This window comes from Chryseobacterium oranimense (genome assembly GCF_900129755.1).
Taxonomy (GTDB): domain Bacteria; phylum Bacteroidota; class Bacteroidia; order Flavobacteriales; family Weeksellaceae; genus Chryseobacterium; species Chryseobacterium oranimense.
Map to the genome: position 1 here is coordinate 439615 of NZ_FQWT01000001.1, position 18433 is coordinate 458047.

Here is an 18433-nt window from a genome sequence, read left to right on the forward strand (position 1 = left end):
TGATTCTTCTTAATTTTTACAGCTTCAGAGTAAGATTATTATCCTCTGTTCCGTCTGTATTGGAAGCTTTTTTAGGAGTTATCATCCAACCTCCATTCAGTACAAATTTAAAGGAGTAGGTCTTCCCTTTTTCAAATTCGGATGCCGGAATTTCCAGTTCAAAATGATTTTTATCTTTTCTTTTCATCTGATACTCTTTATTCCCGGGATTCCAGCCGTTAAATGAACCTGCAACCACAATATTATTGATGAACCCTGCATCCAGGTTTTTTGGATGGATGTATTCAAAAACGACTTTATCGCCTTTTAAATTGTATCCGTAAACCTGTTTTTTATCTGATGGAGAAGTGAAATCTTCCATAATCTCAGAAGCGGCATTCTGAAGGGTATAGCCTCCTCCAGGCACACTTACATTGATGATCATACAGATACCTATGTTGTATTCGGGGTATATGGTAAACCAAGTTTGTGTTCCGAAGGCACCGCCATGTTTGAATCCTACTTTTCCATATTCGCTGATATAATAATCGTCCCAGAAGTATCCATGCCAGTTTTCTTTGCTGTTTTCTATATTTTTCTGGGATTCTTTTACTACTTTGCTTTTTGAATATAATTCGTCTTTCAGGAATTTCATCAGATCCCCTAGAGTTGATTTTGTTCTTGCACCAGTGGAACCCCATAAATTGGAGCTGAAATGCGGCATCAGCCTGCCATTTCCATAATAACCATCAGCCAAATATTCATTTTTATCTAAAGTGAACTTGGTATGGTTCATTCCTAAACCGGAAAAAATGTTTTCGTTATAAAGGGTTTCAACGTCTTTTCCGTAAACATTCTCTAAAATAATCCCCGTAAGCTCAAGGCTTAAGTTACTGTACTTATATTTTGTACCGGGAATTGTATCCAGTTTTACATTTTTTAAATCTTTATAAAACTGTTCTTTGGAATAACCGGACTCAAGCTTATTGATTAAAAAGGGCGTTTCATCCGTTGGATTTTCGTATAATTTATCCTCATCAGGTAAACTCCTTGGCAATGCGGTTGTATAAGAAATCAGGTTTTTAATTTTTACAGGTATTCCCTGATATTGCAGATTGGGATAATCTTCTTTTAAAAATTTACGGATATCGTCTTCCAGACTGATCTTTCCATCTAAAACAGCTTTTGCCAATAACTGACCTGTAAAAAGTTTGGTCACTGAAGCTATTTCAAAATAGGTATTGTCATTAGCTTTGTTTCCTTTGCCTTTGTCTATTTCTCCATAATGCTTTGTATAGATTTTCCCGTCTTTCACAATTCCTACGGATACTGAGTAAGCTCCTGATTTTTGGGCAAGCTTTTGGGCATTGGCATCCATTATGGCATATATATCATTCTGTTTTTGTGAAAAAGTTTTCACAGAGAGAAAGAGAAGTAGAAAAACTGAAAGTCCTTTTATGGTCATATAATATCTTTATTTGAAATTGATGAAAATAAAATATGCAGCCCAAAAGGACTGCATATGTTTTATACTTTAAGATCAGCCTCCAATCCTATCAGGTCTTTATTCTGATCCAGGATCGGCTGGACTTCATTCGCTATGAACTCCTCTGTCTGGATCGGCGCAAAACCGATAAAGTTTTTAGGATCTAAAACTTCTTTCAATTTTGATTTGTCTAATTTTAAAGAATCATCGTTCAGGATTCTTTCAATAAGGTCATTTTCTTTTCCTTCTTCTTTCACTTTCTTGGAAGCTTCCATAGAATGAACTCTGATCACTTCATGAATTTCCTGACGGTCACCACCGGCTTTTACTTCTTCCATGATGATGTATTCTGTCGCCATGAAAGGAAGTTCTTCCATAATATGTTTGTTGATTCTGTTCGGGTATACAACGATTCCGTTCATGATATTGTTCCAGATCAAAAGGATAGCATCAACAGCAAGGAATGCCTGAGGAATCGTCAATCTCTTGTTGGCAGAGTCATCCAATGTTCTTTCAAACCATTGTGTAGAAGCTACCATTGCAGAACTTGTCGTCAATGACATTACATATTTTGCCAATGCTCCGATCCTTTCACTTCTCATTGGATTACGCTTGTAAGCCATAGCCGATGAACCGATCTGGTTTTTCTCGAATGGCTCTTCAATTTCCTTAAGGTTTTGAAGTAGACGTAAATCGTTGGTGAATTTATGGGCTGATTGAGCAATATTTCCTAATAATGCTACTACTTTAGCATCAATTTTTCTATCATAAGTCTGACCAGAAACTCCAAAAACTTTTTCGAAACCGAATCTTTTGGAAAGCTCTTTATCTAAGTGTTTTACTTTGGAATAATCACCGTTGAATAGTTCAAGGAAACTTGCTGCTGTTCCGGTAGTTCCTTTTACTCCTCTGAAGCGAAGGGTTTCCAGGAAGAAATCAAGTTCTTCGATATCAAGAACCAAGCTCTGTAACCAAAGAGTAGCTCTTTTACCTACCGTTGTCAGCTGAGCCGGCTGGAAGTGAGTAAATCCTAAGGTAGGAAGGTCTTTATATTGAATAGCAAAATCAGCTAAGTTTTTCATCACGTTAACTAACTTTTTCTTTAAGATTAAAAGTCCGTCACGGATCTGGATAAGGTCTGTATTGTCTCCTACAAAAGCTGAAGTTGCTCCCAGGTGGATGATTCCTTTTGCTGAAGGGGCCACATCTCCATATGTATGAACGTGAGCCATTACATCATGACGGAATTTCTTTTCGTACTCTGCTGCTTTCTCATAATCGATATTTTCAGCATTAGCTTTTAACTCAGCGATCTGCTCGTCTGTGATTTCAAGGCCAAGGTCTTTTTCGATTTCAGCAAGAGCTATCCAAAGCTTTCTCCAATTCTGGAATTTGTTATTGTGCGAGAAGTTAAATAACATTTCTTCACTGGAGTAGCGTTCTTCCAATGGATTTTTGTAGGAATTCATTCTTTCTTTTACTTTTTAGATGTACAAAAATAAGGATTTTCGGTGAGAGATGAAAATTGTGAATATTCTTTTAAATTTTAGTTTAAATGAATAAAATATTTTAAATTTTTAAAGATCTGAATCTATCTTTGGATGCATAATTTTTATCGCTCAGAATTATTTTTCAATGGTAAGTGATATTATATTGATTTATTTTTTAATTTAGTAAAACGTCAAATAAATAATTTAAAACAAAACTTATTATGAAAAATCTAAAAAAGTTATCAAAATCCAATTTAAAAATGATTTCAGGAGGATGGGTTCCACAACCGGGACAAAGCTGTCCTGCCGGAACATGTCAATATTCTGAGAACGGACCATGCAGGATTTACGATGCTAATAAATGTTATTAAAAAAATGCCTGATTAATTCAGGTTTCTCTACAAATAATAGCCGGTCATCTGACCGGCTATTATTATTTAAAGCAGTAAAAGATCAGTATACTACAGAGTCAGTCCGCATTCTGATCCTACAGAAATACATTTTTTAACAAATGAACACCAGAAATATCCTGGCAGACACATAGGGATACCTCCCTGAACTGTTTTCAATTCTTGTCTTGTCAATTTTTTCAGATTTTTCATACTATTTAATTTTTTGGTTTTTCCTACTGTAAGCTTTCGGATTCTGCTATGATTTGATTATACTAATATACATTTTTCAATTGAAATATATTTGATAATCAACCTTTAATAAAAACCTAATCTACAACACGAAGTCATGCAGTTAAATGATTTTATTACCGATAGATCACAACATCATCTTTTTTAATCTGATAACCTGTTTTTTTATAGGGAACCAACACATAGGTTTCCTTAATGTAGCTTCCACTTTTCCACATTTTGCTTTTTCCTTCTCTGACAAGGATAATACTTTTTGCATTTCCATCGGGGATGAAAATTTCTGCCCTTTTCATGTCTTTGCTAAAAATAACAGCGGTCATTGAAGTATAACTTTTATCTGAGTTTACTTCCTTTAATTTAATTTTCTGTTCGAAAACTCTTACACAATCATTTTTAATTTGCGAATACGTGTAGCCTGCTGAGCTTCTGCATCCATGAACATCTTTATCACCTCCTAAAACCGGAGTTTTTTGTTGGGTAAAGGCTAAAGTGCTGAGGAACATTGCGCCTAATAAAATAGTTTTTCTCATATTTTAAATATTAATGGTTTGAGTTTTGAGACAAGGTATTAGTTCATCTAATATATAAAAAACTCCTCATTCCGGGAGCTTTATAAATATACTTTTTTAATTCTGTTGTTTCTCTTCTATACTACTAAAACAAAGAGACTACCTTAAAAGGCAGTCTCTGTTATATTTTTATAAAAATCCGGATTTACTGATAAATCACAACATTATCTTTTTTAAGCTGATATCCGTCTTTCTTGAAAGGAACCAGGACATAATCATCTTTTTTCCAAGCTTTACCTTTTCCTGCTCTTGTAAGGATCAGACTTTCTCCGTCAGTATCCGGAATAAAAACTTCAGCTTTTTTCATATCCTTACTGAAAATAACGGCTACCATTGAAGTGGAGCTTCCTTTAGGAGCCACTTCCGTCAATTTAATCTTCTGCTCAAAAACTCTTACACAATCTTTTTTAATTTGGGAGTAAGTATACCCTGCCGAACCTATACATCCATGTGCATCTCTATCTCCACCCACTGTTTGTGCGAACAGAAAAGATCCCATGAATACTGTGCCAAGTAAAATCGTTTTTTTCATAATTATTATATTAAAGCTACCACTGTGCTATTAAAAATCATGCCAAATGCGGAAAAAAGCCACTCTTTGAGTGGCTTTGGTTATTATTTAGTCCAATTGATCTTTGAGTGTTTCACTTCATCAGAATTAGTTCCCACCATGATATCAAAATCTCCCGGTTCCCAGTCATATTTTAATTCTCCGTTGTAGAATTTCAGGCTTTCCGGTGTAATGTCGAAGGTTACTTTTTTAGATTCTCCTTTTTTCAGGAATACTTTCTGGAATCCTTTCAGCTCTTTTACCGGTCTGGTAATGCTTCCTACCATATCCCTGATGTACAGCTGTACCACTTCGGCTCCGTCGTAGTTTCCGGAATTGGTAACGGTTACTGAAGCCTGAACCGTTTGATTCCCTTTTGGATTGGAATTTGAAACAGACAGGTCGGAATAGTTGAATTTAGAATAGCTCAAACCATACCCGAACGGATACAACGGTGTATTACATTCATCCATATAGTTTGAACGGAATCTTTCGTACACGCATTTATCAACTTTATCCTGGCTTAGCGGACGGCCTGTATTTTTTGCATTATAGTAGATAGGAACCTGTCCTAAGCTTCTTGGGAAGGTCATCGGAAGTTTTCCTGAAGGATTTACTTTTCCAAACAGAACGTCTGCAATAGCATTTCCAGCCTCTGAACCGGCAAACCAGGCGTTAAGGATAGCATCAGGTACATCTTTTACATTGGTCAAAGCCAGGGGACGTCCTGTGTAAAGTACCATTGCAATAGGTTTTCCTGTTTTTTTCAGTTCATTTAATAAATCAACCTGGGACTGTGGAATTGTAATCTCTGTTCTTGAAGAAGACTCGCCGCTCATTTCTGCAGATTCTCCGATTGCCAGAACGATAACGTCTGCTTTGTTGGCTATATCAACAGCTTCTTTCAGTAATTCTTCTTTAGAACGGTTATCGCGGTCTGTTTTTTTACCATGAGCTGCATAAATATCTTCTAATTTAGCATCGTAATCTATGTTTGCTCCTTTTGCTGAAAGGAATTTCACTTCTTTTCCATAATTAGCCTGAAGTCCCTGCATTAGTGAAACTGAGGCAGCGTGTTTTGTAGCCACACTCCAGGTTCCGGCCATATTCAGGGAGTTGTTTACCAATGGCCCGATCACTGCTACGGTACCGGATTTTTTCAATGGTAATACCTGGTTTTCATTTTTTAATAAAACCATAGACTGGGCTGCCGCGCTTCTTGCAATATTACGGTTTTCCATATTATACACTTCTTTTGCAGCCAGTTTTGCATCTCCGTAACGGTAAGGATCATCGAATAATCCAAGGTCATATTTTGCTTCCAGAATTCTTCTTGCCGCCATATCGATCTCAGACTGTGTAACTTTTCCTTCGTCCAGGGATTTTTTAAGGGTGGTTAAAAATCCTTCTCCCACCATATCCATATCCACTCCGGCTTTCAGGGCTAAAGCAGATACCTGCTGAAGATCTCCCATTCCATGTTCTGTCATTTCGTTGATTCCTGTATAGTCAGTCACAACAAAACCTTTGAAGTTCCACAGTTTTCTCAGTACATCGGTCTGAAGCCATTTATTTCCGGTTGCCGGAACTCCATCCACTTCATTGAAAGAAGCCATCACAGAGGCTACTCCTGCATCTACAGCTGCTTTGTAAGGAGGAAAATATTCATTGAACATCCTCACATGGCTCATATCTACCGTATTGTAATCACGACCGGCTTCACCAGCTCCATAGAGTGCAAAATGCTTTACACAGGCCAGGATGGTATTAGCAGCAGAAAGGTCTTTTCCCTGATAGCCATACACCATATTCTTAGAAACTTCACTCCCTAAATAAGGGTCTTCTCCGGAACCTTCAGAAACTCTTCCCCATCTTGGTTCGCGGGAAATATCCACCATTGGCGAGAACGTCCAGTTGATCCCGTCAGAGGAAGCTTCTTTTGCCGCTACCCTTGCAGACTGCTGTATAAGGTTCATATCCCAGGAAGCAGCAAGTCCCAACGGAATCGGGAAGGTGGTTTCGTAACCGTGAATAACATCCATTCCGAAGATCAAAGGAATTTTCAGACGGCTTTTTTCTACGGCCACTTTCTGAACTGCTTTAATTTTTTCGGCTCCTTTTATATTGAATAATCCTCCTACCAGTCCCTGCTCCACTTTTTTTCCGATATCCGAGCTCTGAGCCTGTCCTGTGGTAAAATCTCCGGAAGTCGGCAGATTGAGCTGGCCAATCTTTTCATCCAAAGTCATTTTAGACAAAAGATTTTCTACGAAAGCTTTTTTCTTCGCCTGATACTGAGCGGTCTGATAAGACTGAACCGGCTTGGTTACCATTTCCTGTGCAGAAAATACGGGAGAAAGGGCCAGGGTTGCCATTACAATTAACTTTTTCATAAATCTATCTTCTTAAATTATAGTTCTAATTTTATTTTGCTTGTTTTATAAGGGATTCTAATTTTTTACAATTTGTGTTTTGCAGAATTAATATCTCTTTTCAGGAGTCATTTAATTTTCTTTTTTCTTAGACAGCATCCACTCGTACAGCTTAGGATCAGAATATGTTGAATCCCATGAGTTATGGTTATCATTCGGGAAAATAACCAGTTCTGCTGAAGGATTTACCGGATGTAATTTCTGATAGAATTTAAAAGCATTTTCAGGCAGCACAATATCATCCATCCCACCATGAAAAATTTTCATATTCAAATCTTTATACCTATTAATATTCGCATACATGATCATATCTGTGGGAGCACATACCGGCACTACTGCTGCGAACATTTCAGGATGTTCCATTGCAAGCTTCAAAGTTCCCCAACCTCCTAGTGAAAGTCCTGTGAGGTAAATTCTGGAAGCATCAATTTTATATTTTTTCTGAATTTCTTTGATCAGGTTATAAATCGTCACCGTATCCCACCATGAATCCGCAGGACACTGAGGCGCCAAAAAAGCTACAGGCTCCTTGATCAGATTTTTATAGGTGAACGGACTGTGAACCTTAACTGCATCAAGATTATTGCCTCTTTCTCCCGAACCGTGAAGAAATACAATCAGAGGAACATTTCCTTTTGCTTTCTGAGGATAATCGAGAATGTAGGATATTTTTTCAGTCCTTTTGATTTCTTTGTTTAATTCCGCTTTTATTTCCTGTGCATTAACCTGTAATGAGAACGGCAAGAGTAAAAGCGGGAGGTGTTTTAATTTTACTTTCATATTGTTGTTTAGATTTTGGCTAAAGCCGTTTGGTATTTGTTTTATTTAAAAGGGCTAAAGCCCGTTCCTATTGAATTAAAATTCAACGAGATAAAGATAACGTTAAGATCTGATTATCTGATATTGTATTTGTCAGATTTGAAACTTAATTTTTTAAGTCCCTGCTGAATTTCCGGAGCATTCATAAACAGTTTCCAAAGGAATCCTGTTCTGTAGTTTTCAATCATTGGGGCTATTGTCCCCTGATCTATCGCTAAATATCTTGGGGTAAACCAGTTGTCGTAGTTAACCGAAGTAGCGTCATAAGGTCCTGCCGATCCAATGAATTCAGGTTTTTGTGTGTAGAGAAATCTAAGGAAATTCATAGATTCTTTCGGGGTATACGGGAAGCTGCTTAATGCGGCAGTAGGTGTAATAACTCCATTGTCATTGGTTGGCATGTGGGCAGTATAGCCTGTGCTTCCGTCTTCGTTTCTTGTATAGCCAGCTGTTAATCCCCAATAATTCGGCCCGTAGCCTTTCCACTGTTTTGGATTTTCAACACAGTATTTATAGTCGATAAGGACCTGATTTTTATTTAAATCAAAATAATTTTTAACTAATTTATCGGAAAGTCCTGTAGGATCCAGACCGATATAGGAATATTGCGACCAGAAAAGCGGGCCTCCATATTCTTCGGCATAATTGTGTTTTACATAAAGAGGGAGTCCGTATTTTGTTTTGTCTGTAAGGTAGGTTCCGTTTCTCGTCCAGCCTTTGTAATAGGTTTCTTCATCAATAGGGTATGTAGGTGATGAGGCAGCTAAAATATAGGTAATCAGGCATTCGTTATAACCTTCCAGCGGAAAATTCATCTCCCACTGATATTCCGGTGACCAATGCCAGTAAAGAACTTTTTCGCCTCCTTTAGTATACCAGTTCCACTGAATTCCTTTCCACAGCTCATCACATTTTGCGGCAAGGGCTTTTTCTTCAGTATTTCCGTTTTTGAAGTATTCACGGACCATCAGAATTCCTGAGGTAAGGAATGCGGTTTCAACAAGGTCGCCGCCGTTATCTTTTTTACCGAAAGGAACTGTTTTTCCTGTTTCTCCATTGATCCAGTGTGACCAGGCTCCTTTATGGCGGTCTGCTTTGGCAAGAAAATCCATCATATGGGTCAGTCTTTTTACGGCTTCCTGTCTTTGAATAAATCCTCTTTCCACACCTACCAGCAGGGTTGCCAATCCAAATCCTGAACCTCCGGTAGTAACCACATGCTTATCATTATCCGGATAGATATCATCTTCATGATACCGTTCTCTTCCAAGCATTGATTTGGGCTCAGCGTAATCCCAGAAATATTTTAATGCATCTTTCTGTACCCTGTCCATTAGCTGCTCATCAGTAATGTTACTTTTCACAACTTGTGTCTGAACAGCTTCCTGTTTTGAAGATTGAGAATTTTTGCAAGAGTATGCAAAGAATAAAGATGTTACGGCAATTGATAATACGGTCCTTTTCATGAAATCTTTTTTACCTTGTTTACTAAAAGAAGAGGAGAACTTTCATTCTCCTCTAAAGTTTATTGGTTTATTTTTAATAACCCGGGTTTTGCGTTAAAACTCCGTTGCTTTGTCCTATTTCTATGAAAGGAATCGGGAAAAGCTCATTCTTTCCGGCCTTGAATCCGTAAGGAGCCAGTACCGTGGCAGCCTGTCCTGTTCTTACTAGGTCTACAAAACGATCGCCCTCCATCGCAAGCTCAACTCTTCGTTCGTGCCAAATGGCTGTTCTTAATGCACCCTGAGAAGATGCTGTAGTATTTGGCAACATCGCTCTTGTTCTTACTTTATTAAGATTTGTTATTGCAGCAGCAGTATTCCCTAATTCATTTGCAGCTTCTGCATTGATTAACAAAACTTCGGCGAATCGTAAAATTCTGATATTCTGGACTGATCCAGCATCACAAGCACTATTCTGCTGGCTTTGAGGAACATAAGCTTTTTGATTATAAGTATTAACGGAAGTTGGATTTGCCTTAATAAGATCTCCTTCCGGTGTAGTTTCTCCGTTTCTCAGAATGGTTAATTCTTTACGAATATCTCCAGGTTCAAATGCATTCTCTAATGCTTGTGAAGGGGTAAAAAAGCCCCAACCAAACTGATCTTTTGCTCCCTGCACCTGTGAATACTGGCTTCCTTTGTATTGCCCTGTACAAGCACAGTCAACTTCGAAAACGGATTCTGTACCGAACTCTCCTGCTACTCTGAATAAATGGTTGAAATCGGGGTCCAAAGCATAGCCCATAGCAATGACCTGGTTAGAAGTGTCATAAGCTTTCTGCCAATCTTTTTTATACAGATAAACTTTTGATAACATTCCTAAGGCAGCCCCTTTGGTTGCTCTACCCAAGTTTGCAGCATCATATGACTGCGGTAAAGTCTGTGAAGCTGCGGTTAAATCAGAAATAATAAAGTTATACACTTCATCGGTTGAATTTCTGGGAATATTATAGTTTTCCTGAAGCCCATCAAAAATCGGAACACCTCCATATATTCTTACCAGGTTAAAGTAGAAATAGGCGCGTAGAAATTTTGCTTCAGCTAACAGCCTGTCTTTTAATGTAGTATTCATTTCAATAGCAGGAACTTTTGAAATAACCTGGTTACAACGGGCAACTGCCTGCCATTGTCCAGCCCAGTATCCTTTAACTCCATCATCACTTGCAGTATAAGTAAACTGATCGTATGCATTGATAAAAGAGGCATCTCCCGGGTTTGAACCTTTCAATACGTCATCTGCAGGTACTCCAAAAAGATACTGATACGGAAACGCTGAATTGTCCCAGCTTCTTAAAAAATTATAAATTGCGTTGGTAGCCTGTATGGCATCACTTTCTGTTTTAAAGAATTCTGAAGCATCTGTTCTTCCTTCAACAGGTATATCTAAATAATCACTCTTACAGCTTAAAACTGCAGAAAGCATGAATATGGAAAATATGATTTTTTTCATGATAAAATTAAATTAAAAAGTTACATTAACCCCAACCGTATATATTGCAGATATAGGATAAATGTTATTATCTATACCCATCTGTACCCTATCCGTATTCAAGATTTCCGGTGAGAAACCATGATATTTAAAGCTTGTCCACGGATTCTGCGCGCTTGCATAAAAACGTAACTTCTGGATTGCTGTTCCTAAAACACTCTTTGGAATAGTATACCCTATCTGAATATTTCTGATCCTGAAAAAGCTTCCGTTTTCTACATAAAAGCTGCTCGGAACAATAACTCCCTGATCATTGGTCGTCATAGCATATGTATTAGAAGTACCTTCTCCATGCCATCTGTTATTGTAGAAATCCAAATCCCAGCTTTCGTTTCCAAATCTCTGTTCTCTGTTATAGTTGTAAATTTTATTACCGGATACTCCCTGGAAATCCATTGCTACATCAAAATCATAGATATTAACATTAAATCCAAATCCATAAGTGAATTTCGGAACCGGGCTTCCCAAGAAGGTCTTATCATTGGCGTCTATCACACCGTTTCCATCTCTGTCTTCAAACATAAATCCTCCGACAGTTTTTTTCACGGACGAATAAGTAGGAGCAGCATCTACCTGAGCCTGATTCTGGAATACTCCCACAACATTATACCCATAGTATGAGCCTACCGCCTGCCCTTTCTCAAGTCTTATGATAGGATTACCAAATAAGCTTACTCCAGGTTGGTTGTAAGAATCTGCATATACACTTGTAATTTTATTATCAAGAGTCGTAATATTACCAAAAACACTGAACTTGATATGTTCATTTACTCTTGCATCATAACTAACAGAACCTTCAAATCCTTTATTATTAAAAGAATATGCGTTAGTTACATAGTTATTCGCATTACTAGCTCCGGATGTTGTCGGCTGATTAATTCCATAAACGACATCTTTAGAATCTTTATCAAAATAAGTCGCTTCAATTTTTAATTTATTATTAAGCAAAGCCATTTCAATACCTAAATCACGACCTGTAGTAGTTTCCCATGTAATAGTTGGGTCTACAATTTTGGTAACAGTTTGTGCCGGATTACCAATACCTCCAAAATAAGCACCAGTATCGAGAATTGTGGTAAGATTATCATAATCTCTGGAAACTTCCGGATTACCAAGTTTACCCCAGCTCGCTCTTAATTTCAATAAATTAAACACATTCTGATTGCTCATGAATCCTTCTTTCGAAATTACCCAACCAATACTTACTGCAGGGAATACTTTATATCTGTCATCCGAAGAGAAACCTGTTGCCCCATCTCTACGAACTGAAGCATTTAAAAGATATTTACCTGCGTAATCATAGTTAAGTCTTCCAAATGTTGATTCAATTCTCTTTTTGTAAGGAATAACATTTCGGGTTCCTATGTCTGAAGTAGTTGCGTAGATTTCATTTCCTTTAGAAATATCAAGACTGCTATCATCTCCATTAAATATAATATCCCTCGCTTCCAGATAATTTTCACGATAGTAATTCTGGGTACGTGAAAAACCTGCTAACAATTCAATATTATGCTGTCCAAGTTTTTTCTTCCAGGACAATGTGTTATCCCATACATAATCTCTGTTTCTGGAATCTCTGGTTATCAAGAGAGTTCTATTAGGTTGAGGAATATATGTTGAAGTAGGGGTAAACTCATACTTGCTGGTATTGGTATTATCAGAAGTATAGCTGACTCTTAATGTAAAATCTTTAAGGAATTTATACTCAGCCCAAATATTATTCAGCATACGCTGCTGTCTGGTTTTTGAACGGAATAAATCGAGCATTGCTCTTGGATTCGTTACACTTACTAAAGTAATATAATCGTAATTATTAGTGTTCGGATTAATCGGATAGAATACCGGTGGAGCATTATAAGCCGTCAATAATGGATTGTTTGCATTATTGTTATGAATATCTGCCCAGGTAAAGTTATCTCCGATTGTTAAATTATCAGTAATCTTATAAGAAAGGTTGATTCTTGTATTTAATCTTCCAAAATCATTTCCTGAATTTATTCCACGTCCGGCTTCTAAAGTACCCTCATCTTTCAAATAACCTAAGCTTAAGAAATAATTCAATTTACCTAAACTCCCTGAACCTGAAATATCAGATGAGCTGATAATTCCCGGTGCCAGAACTTCATTAAACCAGTTTGTATCAGCCGGATAATTGCTTCTTGATATAAACTTCGTAGGATCTGTTACTCCTTCATTACGAAGCTTTTCATTATATAACTCAACGTATTGGTCACCATTAACCATTTTAGGAACGTTGGTTACTTTTTTTACCCCAAGATAAGAGTTGAAATTAAAGACTGGTTTTTTCCCTTTTCCGGTTTTTGTTTTAATAATAACCGCTCCATTGGATGCCTTGGCCCCAAAAATGGCTAAACTGGATGGGTCTTTAAGAATACTCATGGATTCAATATCCTGAGGATTCAGGAATGAAATATCATCTGTAATCATTCCATCTACAATAAATACTGTTTTCCCTGTTATGGATCCTACACCTCGAATGTCTATCCTTGGTGATGCACCGGGCGCACCTGAATTCAGGATCTGAACCCCTGATACTTTACCCTGAACTGAACTAATAGGGTTTGAGTTAGGTCTATCTGCTATATCTTTAGCACTAATTGTGGCGATACTACCCGTCACATTTTCTTTTTTCTGAGATCCATATCCTATCAGAACCACCTCCTCAATCTTCTGCTCTTTAGGAACAGTATCTTTTGGAGTAGTCTGTGCATTGACGTTCATACCGAAGTACAGAACTGCAATGAGACATGAATACTTTAAATCACGTTGTTTCATATAGTTTCAATTTTATTCGTACAATCAAATTTTATAATGTCCGTTTGTGGAGTTATTTAAAATCTCAAAAAAAGACATTAGGTAAAAATAGAAAAAAAATCGAACAATGTTAAGATATCATAAAAATTTAAAAAAAATAAATGAATATTAAACAAAAAACTAAATAAAGTAATTTCAGGTAATTAAATTGTATTATAACTATCAATTTACAATAAAATATCCAATTCAAAATTCTGTACTTTTTATAAAAAAATCACCAAATACGCATGAAGAATTTAATATTTTGTTAATACAGTTATAGTATTTACCTTTGGCGCAATATTTGAGAAAATAAGAAAAAGATCAATGAAAAAATACATTATAGCAGCAGCATTATTAATTGGAACCGGTACATTAATTTTTACCAGCGTCCAGTCGTGCACCACAGTAGCTACTTCGGACATTGGGTTGTCTATCATTAAAAGAATTCTGACGAACGGGATCGACAAAGGCATGAGTATCTACAGCAATAAGGAGGCTTTCCTACAGAATAACATGGTAGATAAGGCTCTTCCGAAAGAACTTAGAGACATCAACTCCACTCTGGAAAAAATTGCGCCTTCTTTAGTAGCTAAAGAACGTGATTTTATTGCCCAGGCAGCAGCTTATACTGTAAACACCTCAAAACCCATACTTCAGGGGGCAGTCAATAGTTTGAATGCCCAGGATGTAACCAGAATAATTCAGGGGACTACGGCCACTCAGATTCTAAAAGAAAAAACTTCCCAGCAGCTTGTCGCAGCAATAGCTCCCAAAGTGGATGAAAAGCTGAATGAATATGGGATTGCAAAAACGATCAACACAGCTCTTTCAGGAAATAATCTTCTGGGCAGCCTGCTGGGAGGAAGCAACAGTAACGTTAATGCCGGCGGATTAAGCAGACTTGCTTCTGAACAACTGGTGAACGGACTGTTTTATATCATCGAAGATTACGAACACCAGAATTCCAAAGCCCTGCTGGGACCTCTTGGAAAATAGAAAAAATTTCGCTATATTTATATATAATTTAAGAATGGCAGATGGATATATTACAAGGAAACCAACACGCAAATCCTGAGGAATTTTATGTTTCTCTAAAGGAAAAACTGGAAGGTCATCATGACTTTCCTGAAGATTATTTATTCAAATTTATTATTCCCACAGATGATGCAAAGCTTACAGAAATTTATAAGGTTTTTGACGGCATCAAATTTACACTGGGAAACCGGGAAAGCAAAAACGGAAAATACACCGCATGCAATATCAATGCTTTTGTTCTGGATGCAGATCAGGTAGTGAATATTTATAAAGAAGTCGCCAAAATAGAAGGCGTCATTCTTTTATAAGAAAAAGAAAAGTCAGCTTACTTAAGCTGACTTTTTTTTAATTTATTTTTCAATAAAGAATTTAACATTCTCAATAGGTCTTCCCAGCATGGCCACAGATCCTTTGATCAGGATAGGTCTCTGTATCAGGGAAGGGTTCTCAGAAAGTATCTTGATCCATTCTTCTTCAGAATAATTTTTATCGGCATAATGTTCCGTGTACAGTTTGTCTGTTTTACGGATCATATGAAATACGCTCTGATTCAGTTTTTTCAGTACTGTTTTTATCTCTAAAACGCTCAACGGATCCTCCATGATATTGATGATCTCGAAAGGAACGCCATTTTCATCAAGATACTCAAGTACAGCATTTGATTTAGAGCAGTTTCCGTTATGTAAAACCTTAACCATCATAATATAATCATTTATAAAATTAAACTCCTCTCATCAAATTTAGGAAGAAATGAGTTGAAAGTGATCTTAAATTCTGATAAAAATTTGTTAAAAGAGACCGTTCAGTTCTGCTTCGATCTTTTCGAGGATAAATCCGAAGTCTTCAGGCTTTTCTACAAAATCAAGATCGTCTACCTCAATCACAAGAAGTTTACCTTCGGTATAATTGGAGATCCATTTTTCGTATTTCTGGTTCAGTTTTGAAAGGTATTCAATGCTGATAGATGCTTCGTATTCCCTTCCTCTTTTATAAATCTTTTTCACAAGATTCGGAACGTCAGATTTCAGGTAAATCAACAGATCCGGTGCAGAAACAAAAGATTTCATCAGCCCGAAAACAGATACGTAATTATTAAAATCCCTGTCTGACAGAAGCTTCATATCGTTCAGGTTTTCTGCAAAAATATGAGCATCTTCATAGATGGTACGGTCCTGGATAATATTTTTACCGCTTTCTCTGATCTCTTTTACCTGGCGGAATCTGCTTCCCAAAAAGTAAATCTGCAGTGCAAAACTCCACTTGCTCATATCCGCATAAAAATCTTCAAGGTAAGGATTATGGTCTACATCTTCAAACTGTGCATCCCATCCGTAATGCTTGGCAAGCATCGTAGTCAAAGTGGTTTTTCCGGCTCCAATATTTCCTGTAACTGCAATATGCATTCTCCTAAGTATTTTTTATTAATTTCACTAAACACCCGCAGACTGAACCGCTGAAGTATCTTCTAAAAGCTTCTGTATAGTCGTTTCAGGAGCTTTTTCTTGAGATTCCTTCCTCTCCCCGTCAGTTTTTTCCACGTCTTCGCCTATGGTTTGTTCGGATGGCGGTTTTGTGTCGGACGGTGCAGTTTCCTGCTTGGTTTCAGGTTCTTGCTGCTGTTTGGTTTCCTTTATTTTTTCCAGGTTGTAAAGATAGAGTTTGTTGGCTTTGATTTCAAAATAAGAAAGGATGTTTTTATCCACAATTTGTGCGTCTTTATCTTCAAAAATCTTCACCATCCCTTTTTCAGGATCATATTTCTGGATCGAATTGTCTGCCATCACCAGAATAACATCATTTTCCCTTCTGAATCTTTTCCCGTTTTCAAGCGGAGCTTCAAAAAGCTTTTCAAATTTCAGCGAGTATATCCTGATATGTTTCCTGGTTAAAATATAGACTTTATTTTCAAATACCAGCAGATCCATCAGATCATCAAAACCGATGTCAAATGGATAAGAATTAATGGTAGTATCATTCCTGAAATTGTACTGAATAAGACGTTTCGTACTGTCGTCCAGAAGCCACAGCTGCTGCAGGTCTTCGGCATAAGCCATTTTAATAAACCCGAACTTCTGCTTAAAATCTATCCTCTGGATTTCATTCATATTCTGGTCCACAAACTTCATTTCCTGGGCATTTTCAGAGAACAAAGGTACGCTTAGAGGATTCTGAACCGACTGTACTTTATAGGGAACCGTCAGCATCATCTTTCCTAGCTGCTTTCCCAGGGAATCGTATTTGGTAAAGCTAAAATCTTTGTTTTTATAGATGTACAGATTTCCATAATCATCCGCAAGCATATCTTTAGCTTCCTTCAGTTTCAAAGTATCTAAAGGGAGGGACTTCTGTGCGGAAACGGTACAGAATAAGGAGATCAATATGATGTAAAGTAGTCTCAAAATCTATTTTGGTAAATATAAATTTCCTATGCGGAACACCGGCAATTTACACACTTTTATTTAAATTAAAAGAATGAATTAATGAATAGTAATCTCATTAATTTCAGCCAGTCATTTTAGTAAAAACAGCGCTCCTGAGGAACGCTGCTTTTTTATGGATAAATCTTAAATCGGATTATTTAATCTGAACTTCATAGATCTTCGACCAGTTTTTACCTGTTACAAGCATATTTTCGCCTTTAAAAGCAATTCCGTTCAGTACATCGTCGCTTCCTTTGGTGTTTTGTTTGGCAATATCGGTAAAGTCGAATGTTCCCACCACTTCTCCTGTTGCAGGGTTGATCTTTAATACTACCGGCTTCTGCCATACATTCGCATAGATGAATCCGTTATGATATTCAAGCTCGTTCAATTGGTCATAAATCTGTGCACTGCCTGCTACCGCTACATATTTGATCAGTTTTGAAGGGTCATTGACATCAAGGAAATACAAAAGCTTACTTCCGTCCGATGCAATCAGGTTTTTACCGTTATAAGTAAGTCCCCAGCCTTCACCCAGAACATTCGGATAAGGGAATTCTGAAAGAAGTTTCAGTGAGCTTTTATCATAGATATAGCCTTTTTTGCTTTGCCAGGTCAACTGGTATACTTTATCTCCGACAATGGTGCTTCCTTCAGAAAAATCTTCCTGAGCCTGTTTTGTAGAAGCCAGAGGAGTTGTTGTTCCCAATGTATATTTCAGGATTTGGGAAGAACCGTTCTGCCCGTCGCTTTCATAGATGGTATTGCCTTCGATCTGGAAACCCTGAACAAAATTCTTCGGGTCGTGCGGATATTCGGCTACGATCTGGTAGGCTATGCTTTTTTCAGGATTTTTTGCAAATACATTGATGGTTGCATCCTGATTCAACACTTTTCCTCCTTTTGTTTTGATATTGAAGGTTACGGCATTATCTCCTAATGTAAAGAATTTAGGGTCAACGGTTAGACTTGAAGTTTCTTTATCTCCAAAACTGATGCTGATGCTTTCTGCATTTTCCGTCACCTCTTTAGGGAGCTCAAGCTTATCACCGAAATGATATCCTTTCTCCGTCATTGAATTATTGTATTCATTCAGAGTGTTCAGGATCTTCTCATCTTTATTACATGACGCCAACATCAAAACCACCGCTAAACCTACTATTATATTTTTTTTCATTGAATTTCTAAATATTTCCCCAAA

General features: G+C 37.2%; 17 protein-coding genes. 3 read left to right on the plus strand and 14 right to left on the minus strand.

The features are described from left to right. Nucleotides 1–16: 16 nt before the first annotated feature. Nucleotides 17–1444, minus strand: coding sequence for a serine hydrolase (locus BUB03_RS02040; protein ID WP_073059893.1), 1428 nt, complete (start codon nt 1442–1444; stop codon nt 17–19). Between the two features lie 62 nt (nt 1445–1506). After that, the gene (gene purB / locus BUB03_RS02045; RefSeq protein ID WP_073059894.1) at nt 1507–2934 is read right to left on the minus strand and encodes an adenylosuccinate lyase; all 1428 of its coding nucleotides are present in this window, start codon (nt 2932–2934) and stop codon (nt 1507–1509) included. 242 nt (nt 2935–3176) lie between these two features. On the opposite strand from purB, the gene BUB03_RS21740 reads away from it, so the two are divergent. Continuing rightward, on the plus strand, nt 3177–3326 hold the full coding sequence (locus tag BUB03_RS21740; RefSeq protein WP_155859091.1) for a bacteriocin-like protein: 150 nt from the start codon (nt 3177–3179) through the stop codon (nt 3324–3326). Between the two features lie 90 nt (nt 3327–3416). Here BUB03_RS21740 and BUB03_RS21745 read toward each other — a convergent pair whose 3' ends face one another. The 8 genes from BUB03_RS21745 to BUB03_RS02080 all read right to left on the minus strand — a co-directional run bounded on the left by BUB03_RS21745 (nt 3417) and on the right by BUB03_RS02080 (nt 13756). Next, entirely contained in the window at nt 3417–3557 is a 141-nt protein-coding gene (locus tag BUB03_RS21745) for a bacteriocin-like protein (protein WP_155859090.1), read from the minus strand. 155 nt (nt 3558–3712) lie between these two features. Next, nucleotides 3713–4126, minus strand: a complete 414-nt coding sequence (locus BUB03_RS02050; RefSeq protein WP_040994351.1) for a hypothetical protein — start codon at nt 4124–4126, stop codon at nt 3713–3715. Nucleotides 4127–4310: 184 nt separating this feature from the next. Then, nucleotides 4311–4697 (minus strand): hypothetical protein, encoded by a 387-nt coding sequence (locus BUB03_RS02055; protein ID WP_073059896.1) that lies wholly within the window; start codon nt 4695–4697, stop codon nt 4311–4313. Nucleotides 4698–4780: 83 nt separating this feature from the next. Further along, entirely contained in the window at nt 4781–7108 is a 2328-nt protein-coding gene (gene bglX, locus BUB03_RS02060; protein WP_073059898.1) for a beta-glucosidase BglX, read from the minus strand. 111 nt (nt 7109–7219) lie between these two features. Continuing rightward, nucleotides 7220–7927, minus strand: a complete 708-nt coding sequence (locus BUB03_RS02065) for a carboxylesterase family protein (RefSeq protein WP_073059900.1) — start codon at nt 7925–7927, stop codon at nt 7220–7222. Nucleotides 7928–8040: 113 nt separating this feature from the next. Continuing rightward, nucleotides 8041–9432, minus strand: a complete 1392-nt coding sequence (locus tag BUB03_RS02070) for a glucoamylase family protein (protein ID WP_073059902.1) — start codon at nt 9430–9432, stop codon at nt 8041–8043. A 73-nt stretch (nt 9433–9505) separates the two neighbouring features. Further along, nucleotides 9506–10921, minus strand: a complete 1416-nt coding sequence (locus BUB03_RS02075; RefSeq protein ID WP_073059904.1) for a RagB/SusD family nutrient uptake outer membrane protein — start codon at nt 10919–10921, stop codon at nt 9506–9508. A gap of 12 nt (nt 10922–10933) precedes the next feature. Beyond that, nucleotides 10934–13756 carry a SusC/RagA family TonB-linked outer membrane protein gene (locus BUB03_RS02080; RefSeq protein ID WP_073059906.1) on the minus strand — a complete coding sequence of 941 codons (2823 nt, stop codon included), beginning with the start codon at nt 13754–13756 and terminating at the stop codon, nt 10934–10936. A gap of 345 nt (nt 13757–14101) precedes the next feature. Between BUB03_RS02080 and BUB03_RS02085 the strand changes: the two genes are divergently transcribed. Both BUB03_RS02085 and BUB03_RS02090 read left to right on the plus strand, forming a co-directional pair. After that, on the plus strand, nt 14102–14773 hold the full coding sequence (locus BUB03_RS02085; protein WP_073059908.1) for a DUF4197 family protein: 672 nt from the start codon (nt 14102–14104) through the stop codon (nt 14771–14773). Between the two features lie 41 nt (nt 14774–14814). Then, the gene (locus tag BUB03_RS02090) at nt 14815–15120 is read left to right on the plus strand and encodes a DUF493 family protein (RefSeq protein WP_040994336.1); all 306 of its coding nucleotides are present in this window, start codon (nt 14815–14817) and stop codon (nt 15118–15120) included. A 42-nt stretch (nt 15121–15162) separates the two neighbouring features. Here the strand turns inward: BUB03_RS02090 and BUB03_RS02095 are convergent, their stop codons facing one another. From BUB03_RS02095 to BUB03_RS02110, 4 genes are all read right to left on the minus strand, one after another. Further along, entirely contained in the window at nt 15163–15513 is a 351-nt protein-coding gene (locus BUB03_RS02095; protein WP_073059910.1) for an ArsC/Spx/MgsR family protein, read from the minus strand. 87 nt (nt 15514–15600) lie between these two features. Beyond that, nucleotides 15601–16215: a deoxynucleoside kinase gene (locus tag BUB03_RS02100; protein WP_040994332.1), complete on the minus strand. Its 615-nt coding sequence runs from the start codon at nt 16213–16215 to the stop codon at nt 15601–15603. 27 nt (nt 16216–16242) lie between these two features. Then, nucleotides 16243–17211 carry a hypothetical protein gene (locus tag BUB03_RS02105; protein WP_073059912.1) on the minus strand — a complete coding sequence of 323 codons (969 nt, stop codon included), beginning with the start codon at nt 17209–17211 and terminating at the stop codon, nt 16243–16245. 175 nt (nt 17212–17386) lie between these two features. Continuing rightward, entirely contained in the window at nt 17387–18409 is a 1023-nt protein-coding gene (locus tag BUB03_RS02110) for a glutaminyl-peptide cyclotransferase (RefSeq protein WP_073059914.1), read from the minus strand. Nucleotides 18410–18433 lie beyond the last annotated feature (24 nt).

Coding starts and splice junctions, on each gene's coding strand:
- BUB03_RS02085 (WP_073059908.1), top strand. CDS start 14,102: ATGAAAAAATACATTATAGCAGCAGCATTATTAATTGGAACCGGTACA.
- BUB03_RS02080 (WP_073059906.1), bottom strand. CDS start 13,756: ATGAAACAACGTGATTTAAAGTATTCATGTCTCATTGCAGTTCTGTAC.
- BUB03_RS02065 (WP_073059900.1), bottom strand. CDS start 7,927: ATGAAAGTAAAATTAAAACACCTCCCGCTTTTACTCTTGCCGTTCTCA.
- BUB03_RS02095 (WP_073059910.1), bottom strand. CDS start 15,513: ATGATGGTTAAGGTTTTACATAACGGAAACTGCTCTAAATCAAATGCT.
- BUB03_RS21745 (WP_155859090.1), bottom strand. CDS start 3,557: ATGAAAAATCTGAAAAAATTGACAAGACAAGAATTGAAAACAGTTCAG.
- BUB03_RS02090 (WP_040994336.1), top strand. CDS start 14,815: ATGGATATATTACAAGGAAACCAACACGCAAATCCTGAGGAATTTTAT.
- BUB03_RS02040 (WP_073059893.1), bottom strand. CDS start 1,444: ATGACCATAAAAGGACTTTCAGTTTTTCTACTTCTCTTTCTCTCTGTG.
- BUB03_RS02070 (WP_073059902.1), bottom strand. CDS start 9,432: ATGAAAAGGACCGTATTATCAATTGCCGTAACATCTTTATTCTTTGCA.
- BUB03_RS02110 (WP_073059914.1), bottom strand. CDS start 18,409: ATGAAAAAAAATATAATAGTAGGTTTAGCGGTGGTTTTGATGTTGGCG.
- BUB03_RS02055 (WP_073059896.1), bottom strand. CDS start 4,697: ATGAAAAAAACGATTTTACTTGGCACAGTATTCATGGGATCTTTTCTG.
- purB (WP_073059894.1), bottom strand. CDS start 2,934: ATGAATTCCTACAAAAATCCATTGGAAGAACGCTACTCCAGTGAAGAA.
- BUB03_RS02100 (WP_040994332.1), bottom strand. CDS start 16,215: ATGCATATTGCAGTTACAGGAAATATTGGAGCCGGAAAAACCACTTTG.
- BUB03_RS02050 (WP_040994351.1), bottom strand. CDS start 4,126: ATGAGAAAAACTATTTTATTAGGCGCAATGTTCCTCAGCACTTTAGCC.
- bglX (WP_073059898.1), bottom strand. CDS start 7,108: ATGAAAAAGTTAATTGTAATGGCAACCCTGGCCCTTTCTCCCGTATTT.
- BUB03_RS02075 (WP_073059904.1), bottom strand. CDS start 10,921: ATGAAAAAAATCATATTTTCCATATTCATGCTTTCTGCAGTTTTAAGC.
- BUB03_RS21740 (WP_155859091.1), top strand. CDS start 3,177: ATGAAAAATCTAAAAAAGTTATCAAAATCCAATTTAAAAATGATTTCA.